General features: G+C 59.0%; 10 protein-coding genes. 2 read left to right on the top strand and 8 right to left on the bottom strand.

The annotated features are described in order from the left end of the window. Positions 1–115: 115 nt before the first annotated feature. From PSEMAI1_RS0106425 to PSEMAI1_RS0106395, 7 genes are all read right to left on the bottom strand, one after another. A complete protein-coding gene (locus PSEMAI1_RS0106425) occupies positions 116–1,609 on the bottom strand; it encodes an aldehyde dehydrogenase (RefSeq protein WP_024302074.1) in 1,494 nt (497 codons plus the stop codon). A gap of 33 nt (positions 1,610–1,642) precedes the next feature. Next, entirely contained in the window at positions 1,643–2,974 is a 1,332-nt protein-coding gene (locus tag PSEMAI1_RS0106420) for an FAD-binding oxidoreductase (RefSeq protein ID WP_024302073.1), read from the bottom strand. A 6-nt stretch (positions 2,975–2,980) separates the two neighbouring features. After that, positions 2,981–3,865 (bottom strand): dihydrodipicolinate synthase family protein, encoded by an 885-nt coding sequence (locus PSEMAI1_RS0106415; RefSeq protein WP_024302072.1) that lies wholly within the window; start codon positions 3,863–3,865, stop codon positions 2,981–2,983. Positions 3,866–4,060: 195 nt separating this feature from the next. After that, positions 4,061–5,320 carry a serine hydroxymethyltransferase gene (gene glyA / locus PSEMAI1_RS0106410; protein WP_198019585.1) on the bottom strand — a complete coding sequence of 420 codons (1,260 nt, stop codon included), beginning with the start codon at positions 5,318–5,320 and terminating at the stop codon, positions 4,061–4,063. A gap of 180 nt (positions 5,321–5,500) precedes the next feature. Then, complete coding sequence (locus PSEMAI1_RS0106405; protein WP_024302070.1) at positions 5,501–6,385, bottom strand: glycine betaine ABC transporter substrate-binding protein; 885 nt, start codon at positions 6,383–6,385, stop codon at positions 5,501–5,503. Between the two features lie 200 nt (positions 6,386–6,585). Then, positions 6,586–7,455, bottom strand: a complete 870-nt coding sequence (locus PSEMAI1_RS0106400; protein ID WP_024302069.1) for a proline/glycine betaine ABC transporter permease — start codon at positions 7,453–7,455, stop codon at positions 6,586–6,588. Continuing rightward, entirely contained in the window at positions 7,452–8,726 is a 1,275-nt protein-coding gene (locus PSEMAI1_RS0106395) for a glycine betaine/L-proline ABC transporter ATP-binding protein (protein WP_024302068.1), read from the bottom strand. The genes PSEMAI1_RS0106400 and PSEMAI1_RS0106395 overlap by 4 nt, the downstream gene beginning before the upstream one ends. Positions 8,727–9,353: 627 nt before the next feature. Here PSEMAI1_RS0106395 and PSEMAI1_RS0106385 point away from each other — a divergent pair. Continuing rightward, complete coding sequence (locus PSEMAI1_RS0106385) at positions 9,354–10,370, top strand: GlxA family transcriptional regulator (protein ID WP_232219851.1); 1,017 nt, start codon at positions 9,354–9,356, stop codon at positions 10,368–10,370. Between the two features lie 77 nt (positions 10,371–10,447). On the opposite strand, the gene PSEMAI1_RS0106380 is transcribed toward PSEMAI1_RS0106385, so the two are convergent. Continuing rightward, complete coding sequence (locus tag PSEMAI1_RS0106380) at positions 10,448–11,212, bottom strand: ABC transporter substrate-binding protein (RefSeq protein WP_024302066.1); 765 nt, start codon at positions 11,210–11,212, stop codon at positions 10,448–10,450. Positions 11,213–11,729: 517 nt separating this feature from the next. Between PSEMAI1_RS0106380 and katG the strand changes: the two genes are divergently transcribed. Then, positions 11,730–13,910, top strand: a complete 2,181-nt coding sequence (gene katG, locus PSEMAI1_RS0106375) for a catalase/peroxidase HPI (RefSeq protein WP_024302065.1) — start codon at positions 11,730–11,732, stop codon at positions 13,908–13,910. Positions 13,911–13,940: the final 30 nt, after the last annotated feature.

The following is a 13,940-nucleotide window of genomic DNA, read 5'->3' as shown; positions in this document are numbered from 1 at the left end:
TCAGAACCATTCCATTATGGCACCTTTATTGCTAGCGCCAGTGGCCTCCACCGCAAGCGGAGGAGGCCTCCCGGCATCCGGATGGCCCGACCTCGGAAGGTCGGGCCATCAGACGTCAATCGAGCTTCAGCCAGGTCGTCTTCAGCTCGCAATACTGGTCGTGCGCGTAGACGGATTTGTCCCGGCCACCGAAGCCCGATTGCTTGAAGCCGCCGAACGGCGTGGAGAGATCCCCCTCGCCGAAGCAGTTCACCGTCACCGTACCCGCCCGGATTCGGGCCGCTACCTTGTGGGCGTTGTTGACGTTGTCGGTCCATAGCGAGGCCGCCAAGCCGTAGCAGGTGTCGTTGGCGATGCGGACCGCTTCCTCGACGTCGGAGTATTCGATGACGCACAGGACCGGGCCGAACACTTCTTCCACCGCGATGCTCATCTCCGGCGTCACATTGTCGAAGATGGTGGGCTCGACATACCAGCCGCCGCTTTCGACCAGCACGGCGTTGCCGCCGCACACCAAGTGTGCGCCTTCCGCCTTCGCCTGTTCGATGTGACCGAGCACCTTTTCATAGTGCCGCTGCTCAATCAGCGCGCCGAGCTTCACGTCCGGGTCGAGCGGGTCGCCGGTCTTCCAGCCTTCCAGCACGGTCTGCATTTTCTCCAGCAACGCGGCCTTCATGCTGGATGGAACCAGCATGCGCGACCCCGCGCTACAGTTTTCACCCATGTTCCAGAACGCGGCCGCCACGGCTTGCTCCGCGACGGCATCCAGGTTGGCGACATCGGGCAGAATGATTTGCGGATTTTTGCCGCCGCACTCCAGTACCACACGCTTGAGGTTGGTGTCGGCCGAATAGCGCAGGAAGCGCTTGCCGGTTTCGGTCGAACCGGTGAACGCCACCAGGTCGACATCGGGGTGGAGCCCGATCGCCTGGCCAGCGCCAGAGCCGAAGCCGGTAACCACGCTGAATACGCCGGCCGGCACGCCGGCTTCCAGCGCCAGGTCGGCAATGCGCAGCGTGGACAGCGACGTTTGCGCAGCCGGTTTCACGACGACGCTGTTGCCGACCGACAACGCCGGGCCGATTTTCCAGGCCAGCATCAGCGCCGGGAAGTTCCAGGGCAGCACCGCACCCACCACGCCGATCGGCTCGCGGGTGATCATGCTCACCACATTCGAGCCCGAAGGCGACAGGGCGTCGTAGCGCTTGTCGGTCACTTCCGCATGCCAACGGATGCAGGCGGCCGACTCCGGGATGTCGAGCCCGAGGCACTCACCGATGGGCTTGCCGGCATCGAGCGCCTCGAGCAGCGCCAATTCCTCCGCATGGTCTTCGATCAACTGCGCCAAGCGAGACAGAACCGCTTTACGATGTGCCGGTGCCGCTTTCGACCACACGCCGGACTCGAACGCCTCCCGTGCAGCGACTACAGCACGTTCAACATCCGATGCATCACACAGAGCGACTTCGGCCAGCACTTTTCCCGTTGCCGGATTCAGGGTGTTAAACGTTTCGTTCGAAGCTGCCGTGCAGCGCTGTCCGGCGATGAACGCTCTCCCGTCGATGGACAGGGATTCTGCTTTTTGCTTCCACTCTTGATAAGTCGTCATGTCCTAATCCTCATAAAATTAAAGCTCGGCAGATTAAAGTTCAGCCCCGGCCGAAAACTCCTTGACCCATATCGCGGCGGAGACACCAATGTCCGCAATGGGGCGCACAGGAAGTGGACGCGGACGCGGCTGATGCAGCAGCTGCTGAACAAGGCCATTGGACTGACCCAGCGCATACTCCGCGATGAGCTTGCCTGACGCCGAGCCTCGGCTCAGGCCCAGACCATTACAGCCGATGGCCTCGAAGACACCATCGTCTCTTCGCCCAAACAGCACGCCGTTGTTAGCGGACAGGCACAACGCGCCGCCCCACGTGTACTCCAGCTCGACGTCCTTCAACATCGGGAAGCGCCGGTCGAAAGAACGTTGGTGCAGGCTTTTTGCCTTGGCGAGGTCCGCCGCCGATACCTCGACGTTTGGCCGGAACACGAAGTGATTACGCACGCAAATGCGGTCTGTAATCAGGCGACGAACCGTCGTGCCCATCGGGTCGGCCGGGATCAAGGCCCACGACCGTTGCCCGCCGAGCCGCTTGACCTCGTCCGGGTTCATCACACGGCTCATCGAGGCGAACGTGTACACGGGCAGCAGGCCATTCGGATGCATCCCAAACCTGGCCGCATAGGCATTGGTACAGAGGATCACCCGTTTGGCCGCGATCCGGCCGCCATCAAAGCTCAGCACTTTGGTCTGGCCTTGCTGCTCGATACTCCGCACCGCGCTCAGCTCGAACACCTTGACGTTCTCGGGCAAGGTCGCCGCCAGACCGCGCATCAATGCCGCCGGTTGGACCGTGCTGCACCCCGGCGTAAAGACGGCGCCGCGATAGAAGTCCGTCCCGGTGACCTTGGCGATGGCCGCCTCGTCGAGCCATTCGAATGGTTCGCCGATACGCGTCAATCCCTCCGCAAAGTGAGCCAGCGCGGCCTTCCCTTTCTTGTTCACCGAGGCATGAAACTTGCCGTCGTCGCGCCAATCGCAATCGATATTGTGCTGGCGTACCGCTGAACGGACATAGTCGATGCCGTGACGTTGCAACCGCACGTCCGCCTTGTCAGCTTCCACACTGCGCGAGTAGCTTTCGCTGCTGATGTCGTGTGGCAAGTCAACGAAGAAACCGGAATTTCGTCCGGCCGTCGAGCGCCCGATGCGGTCGGCCTCGACCAGCGCAATCGAGGCCTCGGGGGCAAGCTCAGCCAAGCGCCGGGCTGCACAAAGCCCGGTGATGCCCCCACCGACAACTACCCAGTCATATCGGCTTTCAGACGACACCGTCTGGGCAGGGGCAGCAGGAGGCAGGCTCTCCCACCACCCGTTCACCCCATCCGGAGCCGGCAGCCGAACGAATTCCTGTTTCGAGCCCATATCAAATCACTCGTTGCGAAGCAGAGGTTTAACGAGCTTGGCGAAGGCCTGGCACTCTTCTTCGGTGAGCGTGCCGAGCGGTTCCCGGGCGACACCGACGGGCTTGCCGGCCAGTTCGCAGCCATAGCGTACGTATTGGATGAACTTCCCGCTGCGCTCCAAGAGTTCGAGCACCGGCAGCAGCCGGGTCATCAGTTTCCGGCCGGTTTCGAAGTCGCCGCGCTTGGCGCAGGTGTCGAACAGCTCGGTATGGGCTTCCGGCAAGAAGTTGGATGCACCGCCGACCCAGCTCTTGGCGCCCCAGGCGAAAAACTCGAGCGCCTGGTCGTCCATGCCGCAGCTCAGCACCAGCTTGTCGCGGAAGTGGGTAGCGAGGTGATGCAGGTGCGAAACGTCGCCGGTGCTTTCCTTCATCGCGATGAAGTTCGGCCGCTCGAGGAGCACTTCGAGCACTTCGTCGCTGATTGCCGTGCCGGTACGCGCCGGGAAGTTGTACAGCATGATGGGCATGTCGAGACTGTCGTCCACCTTCAACAGGTGGTTCAGCAGTTCGCCCTGCGTCGGTTGGGCGTAATACGGGGCAGCCACCAGCAGAGCCGACATACCGGCGCGCTTGGCCTCCTGGCCCAAACGGATCACCTCGCGGGTCGTCGTCGCGTTGATGCCGGCGGTCAGGTAGGTTTTGCCACCCACCGCCTCCGCCACGGTGTTGAACGTCTGAACCCGCTCTTCGTAGCTCAGCGCATAGTATTCGCCCGTGGTGCCGCCGACCCCAAGGCCAGCAACCCGGCCGACCAGGTCCGTGGCATGCTTGGCCAGCAAATCATGGTTGATTTCGCCGTCCGCCTTGAACGGGGTCACTAGTGGGGTGTGTACTCCCTCAAAACTCATCGGATTTCTCCTTCTTCAAGAAAGATGCCGGCACTTCCGTATTGGTTGCCCCCAGAATTCGGCAACGTTTTGGCGGAAGATTGGCGTTTAAAAGACAAAAGTTTCCCCTGCAACACCGCCAAGCGGTGTTACGCCTTTAACAACAGCTGCAGATACTCGGCTGGCTCTTACAAGCCGTTTTCTGCGGACTGTGGATTAAATGTGTGTCTCTGAATGCGAATAGATAGGAAACTGGCTGCACAGGTCCCTCACCCGGCTCCGAACAGCACGTTCAACCTGCTCGTCACCGAAGGGCTCCCGCTCGAGTGCGGAAAGCACTTCCAGAATCATCTCGCCGACCTCTTCAAACTGCGCCGTACCGAATCCGCGGCTGGTGCCGGCCGGCGTGCCCAGCCGGATTCCGGAGGTGACGGTCGGGTTTTCCGTATCGAAGGGAATGCCGTTCTTGTTGCAGGTGATGCCGGCCCGCTCCAACGCCTTTTCAGCCTGCATGCCGGTGAGGCGCTTTGCGCGCAGATCGACCAGCAACAGGTGGTTATCCGTTCCGCCAGTGACAAGGCTCAGGCCTCCGGATTGCAGGACGTTGTTGAGCGCCTGGGCATTGCGCAGAACCTGGTCGATGTAGGCCGTGAATTCCGGGCGCAGCGCCTCGCCAAAGGCGACCGCCTTGCCCGCGATGACATGCATGAGCGGGCCTCCCTGCAAGCCGGGGAACACGGCCGAATTGATCTTCTTGGCGATGTCGCCGTTATTGGTGAGGATAAAACCGCCTCGCGGCCCGCGCAGCGTCTTGTGCGTCGTGGAGGTGACGACATCGGCAAAACGCACCGGGTTTGGATGCCTGCCCGCCGCCACGATGCCGGCGATGTGCGCCATATCCACCATCAGCAGGGCGCCAACGCTGTCGGCGATGTCACGGAACCTGGCGAAATCGAGAGCGCGCGGATAGGCCGAATAGCCGGCGATGATCAGCTTGGGACGATGCTCCACGGCCAAGCGACGCACCTGGTCATAATCGATAAGGAAGGTATCCGGGCTCACACCGTATTGGACGGAGTTGAACCACTTCCCGGAGAGGGCTGGGCGCGCACCATGGGTGAGATGACCACCGGCATCCAAGGACATGCCCATCACCGTTTCGCCCGGTTTCATCAGCGCGAGCATCACCGCCCCGTTGGCTTGAGCCCCGGAATGAGGCTGGACGTTCGCGTACTCAGCGTCGAACAGAGCCTTCACGCGGTCGATAGCCAACGCTTCCACCCTGTCCACGTGTTCGCAACCGCCGTAATAGCGCTTCGACGGGTATCCCTCGGCGTACTTGTTGGTCAGCACGGTGCCCTGTGCTTCCATGACCGCCGCCGAGACCAGGTTTTCGGAAGCAATCAATTCGATCTGGGTTTGCTGGCGGCGCAACTCCAGCGCGATCTCCGATGCGATAACGGGGTCACGGCTCATGAGGGACTCATGAAAAAAGCGCGAGTGCTCGTTCACGGGATTACTCCGAAAGTCATCGTTCAAAGCAGGCCATCCAGGACTGCAAAAATCATCGATTCGAGTTACGGGCCATTCGTGCCTGTCGAAGCGTTGCGCTCGGCTCTCCGCGAACAACACTGCCGCGGAGAGCCAGAGCTCGACTTATTGCTGCAGCCAGGCTTTCACTTTTTCCGGATGGGCATCGACAAACTTCTTCGCAGCGGTCGCGTAGTCGTTCGTGTTGTTACCCTCGAATTCGATGGCCTCGACATCCGCCAAGGTCAACTTGAGATTCTTCATAAAGACAGCGGCCCGCGGAAACTTGGTGGCAAACTGCTTCGAGGCAAAGGCATGGACTTGCTCCTCGCCACCCAAGGTACCCTTGGGATCCTTGAGGTAGCGCATCTTGTGCTTTTGGAAAAGCCAGTGCGGGCTCCAGACAGTGGCGACAATCCACTGCTTCGACTGATAGGCTCGCGCAACCGAAGCCAGCATGCCAGCTTCGCTGGACGATTGCAGCTTGTATCCAGAAAGGTTGTAAGACTTGATCGTCTTGTCAGAGGCCATCATCAGGCCACCGCCCGGCTCGATACCCTGGACGATGCCGCTCAGCTTGCTCTTGACTTCTGGCTTGTTGAGATCGGAAATCGACGACAGTTCGGACTCGGGAATATACGCCGGCACGGCCCAGCCATTTTTGCCACCCGTATAGATAATGCCTACATCATGCATGTCGTTCTTATACTTCTCGTAGTATGTCGCGTGAGTGACCGGCAGCCAGCCGCCAACCATAATGTCCAGATCACCACGGGCGACGCCTTGATACTGGATACCAATGGCAGCCTGTACAAACTGAACCGGCTGATTGAGCTTGGTCTCCATCACGTACTTGGCAACATTGGCCACGGCCAGAACATCGGCCCAGTTCGTTACGGCCATCTTCACCGGTTCAGCAGCCGACGCAGCGGGGGCCGCGCCAACACCCAAAGCCACAACCATCGACACTGCCAGCTTCCCCAGAAGCGATTTAAGCAATTTGTTTTCCACGTGGTGCTCCTTTGTGACTACATGAAGTTTTTAAAATGTCACGGCCCTCTGTTTGCCGTGTGTTGCTCCAAACACCGTACTACCTCTGGCGATCGATACCGCCTGTTGAATCGCCAGTCCTGCTCCCTTTGTGTCGTCACATTCCGAGACGACTGTTCCTGGGTTCAATCACCTACCAATCAGGCCTGCGTCTTACCGCTTTAGCCAGTCTTTGCCGTCCGGGCGAGCGGCTTTGCTTTTTTGGCTTTTTTTGCCTTCACCCCAAAACTCTCGGTCAGCCGGTCGAGCACAATGGCAAGCAGCACAACGCCCAGGCCACCTTCAAAACCAATCCCGATATCAAGACGCTGAATACCGCTCAGGACGTACTCACCGAGACCACCGGCGCCAATCATCGAGGCCACGACAACCATCGAGAGCGCCATCATGATGGTCTGGTTCACGCCGGCCATGATGGAAGGCAAAGCGTTCGGCAACTGGATTTTCCAAAGCAGCTGCCAATCCGTGCTGCCAAACGAACGCCCCGCTTCCAGCAGCTCCTCGCGAACCTGCCGAATACCCAAGGTCGTGAGGCGTACAACCGGCGGCATGGCAAAAACGATGGTGGCAATAACGGCGGGCACCCTGCCCAGCCCGAACAGAATGACGGCCGGAATCAAATAGACGAACGCCGGCATGGTCTGCATGAAGTCGAGCAAGGAACGCAGAACCACTTCCACGCGATTGTTCCGTGCTCCCCAGATGCCAAGAGGCACCCCCACAGCGAGGCTGAAAAAGGTGGCCGCAATCACCAGAGCCAAGGTGGACACCGTTTGAGTCCACAGACCCATGTATTGGATAGCCTCAAGAGCCAGGCCCACGAAGATCGCAAACACCACACCCCGCCGCCAAAGCGCAATTGCCACAAGAATGACGAGCATGGCGATGAAGGGAACGGCGGCGAGTCCGTTCTCGAGCAACTCGACTACCGCTCCCAGCCCAGAGGAGAAAGCATCAAAACCGCCTCTGAAATGCTCGAACAGGTAATTGACAGCGCCCTCTGCAAACTTCCCGATGACTGACGCGTTCATACACCCCTCCGTTCCATGATCTGCTTGAGTATCGTCCGACAGGACACCACACCGACGAGCTTTCCGGCCGCATCAGTGACGGGAACATCGTGCTCCTGGTTCAGTGAAATGGCCGCCAGCTCATGCAAATCGGCGTCGAGCGAGACAGCATTGATATCGCGAAGCAACGCATCCCGGATGGGGCTGCGACCTGACTTGTGCAGGGACGCAGGGGTAACGCAGCCTTGATAGCGCCCGGATTCGTCGCAGACATAGCCGCACTCCGCCCCGCTATCGATGAGCTGATTGAGGAATTGCTCCGATGGGGTACTGACATCACAAGAAATCAGGCCTCTGTCGACCTTGGTCAACATGCTGGAAGCCTTGAGGAACCGGGAGATATCCACATTACGGAAGAAGTCGCGCACGTAATCGTCTGCCGGCGAGTGGATGAGTTCCGCGGGGGTGCCAACCTGAATCAGGCAGCCATCCTTCATGATGCCGATTCGGCCGCCGATCTTGAGGGCCTCTTCAATATCGTGAGAGATGAAGACGATGGTCCGCCGCTCCTCCTTCTGAAGGCGCAGCAGCTCGTTCTGCATTTCGGACCGAATCAGCGGGTCCAGAGCAGAGAACGCTTCGTCCATCAGCAACACCGACGGATTCACCGCGAGGGCACGCGCCAGGCCTACACGCTGCTGCATGCCGCCCGAAAGCTCGCTCGGGAAGAGCTTTTCATACGAGCCCAGCCCAACCCGGTTCAGTGCGGCTCGGGCGATGTCGTACCGTTCCGCTTTATTCAGCCCCGCGACTTCCAGTCCATAGGCGATGTTGTCGAGCACCGTCCGGTTTGGCAGCAGCGCGAAAGACTGGAACACCATCGCCATCTTCTTCCGGCGGACGTCTCGCAATTCAGCAGTGGACATGGGCGCGATATCACGGCCTTCGAGAATGACCTGGCCGGATGTGGGTTCAATCAAACGGTTGAGCAGTCGAACGAGCGTCGACTTCCCAGAGCCGGACAATCCCATGATGACGAAAATCTCGCCGGCTTTGACGCTGAGGCTTACATTATTGACTGCCACCATGTTGCCGGTTTGGGCAAAGACTTCGTTCCGGCCGAGACCTTGCTTCAGCAGCTCTGCCGCACGTTCGGGTTTCGGCCCGAAGATTTTCGACAGGTTTTTGACCGTAAGAATATCGGCCCCGGAAGCCGCGACCGAAGGTATGGCTTCCTCTATTGCACCCGGACGTGTCACGCCCTTCAGTGCAAATGTCGTGTTTGGGGTCATTCTGTCATCCCAATTTGCAAGTTCAAGAAATTGAAGCTCTCGACACGTATCACCCTCTGCGCACAGTCCAGGCTCAGGGCTCTCGCTTGCTGCCAGCGGTAATCCTGCCGGTCTGCAGCACCATCCTGCATCTGGGTGCGTCCATCGAAAGCAAACGTTGCAAGCAGCACCAGTCACACGATGCTCAGGACCACCCGTCATCTGTGTGTAATGCTTGACTACAGCGTACCAAGACTATCCCCAGCATCCAGTTACATTTCCTGCAGCCTTTCGCCTACTTTTGGTAATACATCCCGGGTACGGAGTGTTTGCATAAATGAAGCCGGAGGACGTGGAGAACCTGAAAAGCTTGTATTGACGGGCGATTGCGGCCGAAGAAGGCCGACAACCACCCCATTACATCGGCATGGCCAGTCAACAACCAGCGCCTCGGGTGATGCCCTCGGACTTCAGGTGAGAACTTGACTGAGCTTGGCAAGAGTTGCAATTATCGGACGTGACAACCAAGACGCTCACGATTGAGCATAGACATCCGGGAATTCGGAGGGAAAGATCCCACCAGTGAACGGCAATTATTTCAATTTTCAATCTGCGTGAGATAGTCATCTAAAGATGGATGGTATGGTTATGGGTAACAATGATGTATTTTCCAGGCAGAATGAAGTGGCAAAACCATTATCGGTAGGTTTCATACTCGCACCCCAGTTCACTCTGAGTGCATTCTCAAATTTCATTGATGCGCTTAGATTGGCAGCAGACGACGGCGACTTTAGCCGTCAGATTCGCTGCAAATGGAAAGTGTTAAGCCATGATGCTCAACCTATTGCATCCAGTTGCGGGCTGGAGGTCATCCCCACCGCAAGACTGGAAGACCCGAAGTCATTCGACTATATCGTCGTCGTCGGCGGCCTGTTGCACGCCGGAAAAAAAATAGCCCCCCAATTGGTGAGCTATCTGAAAAATGCCGCAGAATCGGATGTGCCGCTAGTGGGCGTTTGCACCGGAAGCTTCATATTGGCACGTACCGGGCTGATGCAAGGTCGTAATTGCTGCGTAAGCTGGTTTCACCATCAGCACTTCGAGACCGAATTCCCCAAACTATCGGTCAGCTCGGATGAATTATTCATCATTGACGACAAGAGAATGACCTGCGCCGGAGGGGCGGGAGTCATGCATCTGGCTGCCCATATCATTGAGAAGCATTGTGGGAAATTCGAAGCCGCACGGGCGCTTCGCATCATGCTTGAGGAAATGCCGCTACCGGCGACCACCCCTCAGCCGCAGCCTGTCTTGACAGAAAAAGTATCGAACCTGACCGTACGCAAAGCCATGCTTTTGATTGAGCGCAATATAAGTAGCCCTCTTTCAATCGAGGACCTTGCGCGAAAGGTCAATGTCAGCCTCAGACAGCTTGAGCGATTGTTTCACGCAGAGGTTGGCATGACACCCGCGAATTTCTCCTTGAAACTAAGATTAAACCATGCCAAACATTTGCTGCTAAGCACCAAACATCAAATATCTTATATCGTATTTGAGTGCGGATTCATCAATACCTCGCATTTCACGCGGCGTTTCAGGGCAGAGTTTGGCGTAACCCCTACCGACATGAGAAATACAGGCGGCGTTAAAAACAATGCCCAATAGTGCAAAAGCGACAATAGGCCGCCTTCCGCTCTCGACATGGCCAGCTTCAACGCCAGCACCAGCCATGTCGATTCAGGCTAATACTCCTTATCGCTTTTAATTTTCTCCAGAGTGCCGTCCTTCTGCAACAAGGCCAAGCCGGTGTTAAAGTCGGTCACGATCTTTTCCCAACCAGGATATCGCTTGGAAAACCCTACATAAAGCGGGAATTGATAGATGGCAGGCGTCAGCCAGACAAGTTGTGAACGAAGTGGCTGCAACCGGTGCCGCAGAAGATACTCTCCCACCCGCCTGTCCGTCATGACCAGATCCACCCTCCCTGCGGCGAGTTTGAGCAGATTGCTGGCATCATCGATGCCATCTTCCATGCGCAAGCGTGCGGCTTCGAAATTCGGTGGCTTGAGCGTTCCCCGCACGACACCGATAGTGAACTTGCCAAGCTTGGACAAGTCACGCACATCAATTTTTTTGTTCGAGCGCGCATAAAATCCGACTTCGCTAACAAAGAGGGGCTGGCTAAACTCCAGAAAAGCGGTCCTCTCCTTGGAATACCAAACATCCAGAACGCCGGCGCTCTCCCCTCTTTTGACCTCCTGAAGGGCGCGAGCCCAAGGCCGGTACTGAATATTCAGCTGGTAGCCCACGCGACTGAATGCAGCTACGGCGATGGCTGTGATGAGCCCTTCCTGTTTCAAGGAGTGTCCAGTGTAAGGAGGGTACTCAATCGAAAGTAAAGTAATCGTTTTGGAGTAACTGCTTAAAGAAATACAGCATAGCAATATAGCCAGTAGTACCTGGCAACATCTATTTACAACCCATTTGCTGGCCTTGGGGCCCTGCATGACAAGCCTCCTTCCAGTTCCACCACCAGCCTTGGTTCAGACTTGCGAGCGTCCACGAAAGGTATCTCAAGAATCGCGTAAATACTATTTACCTATTCTTTGTAGTACAAATGCCGCGATGCACTGCTAGCAGGCTTCCCATCACTTCGGGGTAGAACGCCACGGACAAGGCGGGGCCGAGTATTGGAGGACGGCTGCCACCCCTGCTCTTCCACCATGTGGAGCTCGCCCTCGACAACCCACAAAATTCAGCGCCATCGCGTGGCCGGGTCATAGTTGAAGCGTTCGGCGTCGGACAACGACCAGCCTCGCGTATCCCCCCGCAAAGACACAGGCTCCCAGCGCTGGAAGCGACAAGCAGAAACGGCAGGTAAGCAAGGGTCTTAGCTTTTTTATTTCGCAGTCATCGGATAAATCAATTTCCCCAATCCATTGAGAATACTTACTCTTTAAGAAAGGCACTCGGTCTCCACACCGAGCCGGGTAGTTGAGTGCCAATGTCCACAGGAGAAAACCCATGTCGACTGAATCGAAATGCCCTTTCAAACATACCGCTGGCGGCGGCACGTCGAACCAGGACTGGTGGCCCAATCAGCTGAACCTGAAAATCCTGCACCAGCACTCGTCCCTGTCCGATCCCATAGGCGAGGGCTTCGACTACGCGGCGGAGTTCAAGAGTCTCGACCTGGCGGCCGTGAAGCAGGATCTCCTGGCGCTGATGACCGACTCGCAGGACTGGTGGCCGGCGGACTTCGGCCACTACGGCCCCTTGTTCATCCGCATGGCCTGGCACAGCGCCGGCACCTACCGCACCGGCGACGGCCGAGGCGGGGCGGGGGCCGGCCAGCAGCGCTTCGCGCCCCTCAACAGCTGGCCCGACAACGCCAACCTCGACAAGGCGCGCCGATTGTTGTGGCCGATCAAACAGAAGTACGGCCGGAAGATCTCCTGGGCCGACCTGATGATTCTCGCCGGCAACGTCGCGCTGGAGTCGATGGGCTTCAAGACCTTCGGTTTCGCCGGCGGGCGCGAGGACGTCTGGGAGCCGGAAGAAGATGTCTACTGGGGTGCCGAAACCACCTGGCTGGAGAACAAGCGCTACTCCGGCGAGCGTGACCTCGAAAACCCGCTCGCGGCCGTACAAATGGGCCTGATCTACGTCAACCCGGAAGGCCCGGACGGCAACCCCGACCCGATCGCGGCGGCCAGGGATATTCGCGAAACGTTTGCCCGCATGGCGATGAACGATGAAGAGACGGTGGCGCTCATCGCGGGCGGCCACACCTTCGGCAAGACCCACGGCGCCGGTCCGGCGTCCCACGTGGGGGCCGAGCCGGAAGCCGCCGGCATCGAAGAGCAGGGCCTGGGCTGGACGAGCAGCTTCGGCACCGGCAAAGGCGGCGACACCATCACCAGCGGCCTGGAGGTGACCTGGACGACCACGCCGACCCAGTGGAGCAACAACTTCTTCGAAAACCTGTTCGGCTACGAATGGGAGCTGAGCAAGAGTCCAGCCGGTGCGCACCAGTGGGTCGCCAAGGACGGCGCGGGCGCGGGGACCATCCCGGACGCGCACGACCCGTCCAGGCGCCACGCTCCGACGATGCTGACGACGGATCTGTCGCTGCGCTTCGATCCGGCCTACGAAAAGATCTCGCGGCGCTTCTACGAGAACCCGGACCAGTTCGCCGATGCATTCGCCCGGGCGTGGTTCAAGCTGACGCACCGCGACATGGGGCCGCGCGCCCGCTATCTCGGCCCCGAAGTGCCGGCGGAAGAACTGCTCTGGCAGGACCCCATCCCCGCGGTCGATCACCAGGTGGTCGATGAGCAGGACATTGCCGCCCTCAAGGGCAAGATCCTGGCTTCGGGCCTGTCCGTCTCGCAACTGGTATCCACCGCCTGGGCATCGGCGTCCACCTTCCGCGGCTCCGACAAGCGCGGCGGCGCCAACGGTGCCCGCATTCGCCTCGCGCCGCAGAAGGATTGGGAAGTCAATCAGCCTGAGCAACTGGCGACCGTGCTCAAGACGCTGGAAGGCATCCAGCGCGAGTTCAACAGCGCCCAGGCCGGCGGCAAGAAGGTCTCGCTCGCCGACCTGATCGTGCTGGGCGGTTGCGCCGGCGTCGAGCAGGCGGCGCAGAAGGCGGGGCACGCCGTGACGGTTCCGTTTGCGCCGGGCCGCATGGACGCCTCGCAGGAGCAAACCGACGTGGTCTCCATGGCGGTGCTCGAACCGATCGCGGACGGCTTCCGCAACTACCTCAAGGGCAAATACCCGGTATCGGCAGAGGCCCTGCTGGTTGACAAGGCGCAATTGCTGACGCTGACGGCGCCGGAGATGACGGTGCTGGTGGGCGGCCTGCGCGTCCTGAACGCCAACGTCGGGCAGGGCCGGCACGGGGTCTTCACCCAGCGGCCGGAGACTCTGACCAACGACTTCTTCCTGAACCTGCTCGACATGGGCACGGAGTGGAAGGCGGTGTCGGACGCCAAGGACGTGTTCGAGGGGCGTGACCGCGCAACGGGGCAGCTCAAGTGGACCGGCACCCGTGTCGATCTCGTCTTCGGTTCGAACTCCCAGCTTAGGGCCTTGGCGGAAGTCTATGGCAGCGCGGACGCCGAGGAGAAGTTTGTCCATGACTTCGTCGCGGCCTGGAACAAGGTGATGAACCTCGACCGCTTCGACCTGGCGTGATCCTAGGGCGTGTCACGGACTGGCTCCGTC

Source organism: Pseudogulbenkiania sp. MAI-1 (assembly GCF_000527175.1).
Classification (GTDB): Bacteria; Pseudomonadota; Gammaproteobacteria; order Burkholderiales; family Chromobacteriaceae; genus Pseudogulbenkiania.
Note: the sequence above shows the minus strand (reverse complement) of the source record. Positions and strands in the feature narration are given on the sequence as shown.

Coding starts and splice junctions, on each gene's coding strand:
- PSEMAI1_RS0106425 (WP_024302074.1), bottom strand. CDS start 1,609: ATGACGACTTATCAAGAGTGGAAGCAAAAAGCAGAATCCCTGTCCATC.
- PSEMAI1_RS0106420 (WP_024302073.1), bottom strand. CDS start 2,974: ATGGGCTCGAAACAGGAATTCGTTCGGCTGCCGGCTCCGGATGGGGTG.
- PSEMAI1_RS0106415 (WP_024302072.1), bottom strand. CDS start 3,865: ATGAGTTTTGAGGGAGTACACACCCCACTAGTGACCCCGTTCAAGGCG.
- glyA (WP_198019585.1), bottom strand. CDS start 5,320: ATGAGCCGTGACCCCGTTATCGCATCGGAGATCGCGCTGGAGTTGCGC.
- PSEMAI1_RS0106400 (WP_024302069.1), bottom strand. CDS start 7,455: ATGAACGCGTCAGTCATCGGGAAGTTTGCAGAGGGCGCTGTCAATTAC.
- PSEMAI1_RS0106395 (WP_024302068.1), bottom strand. CDS start 8,726: ATGACCCCAAACACGACATTTGCACTGAAGGGCGTGACACGTCCGGGT.
- PSEMAI1_RS0106385 (WP_232219851.1), top strand. CDS start 9,354: ATGGGTAACAATGATGTATTTTCCAGGCAGAATGAAGTGGCAAAACCA.
- PSEMAI1_RS0106380 (WP_024302066.1), bottom strand. CDS start 11,212: ATGCAGGGCCCCAAGGCCAGCAAATGGGTTGTAAATAGATGTTGCCAG.
- katG (WP_024302065.1), top strand. CDS start 11,730: ATGTCGACTGAATCGAAATGCCCTTTCAAACATACCGCTGGCGGCGGC.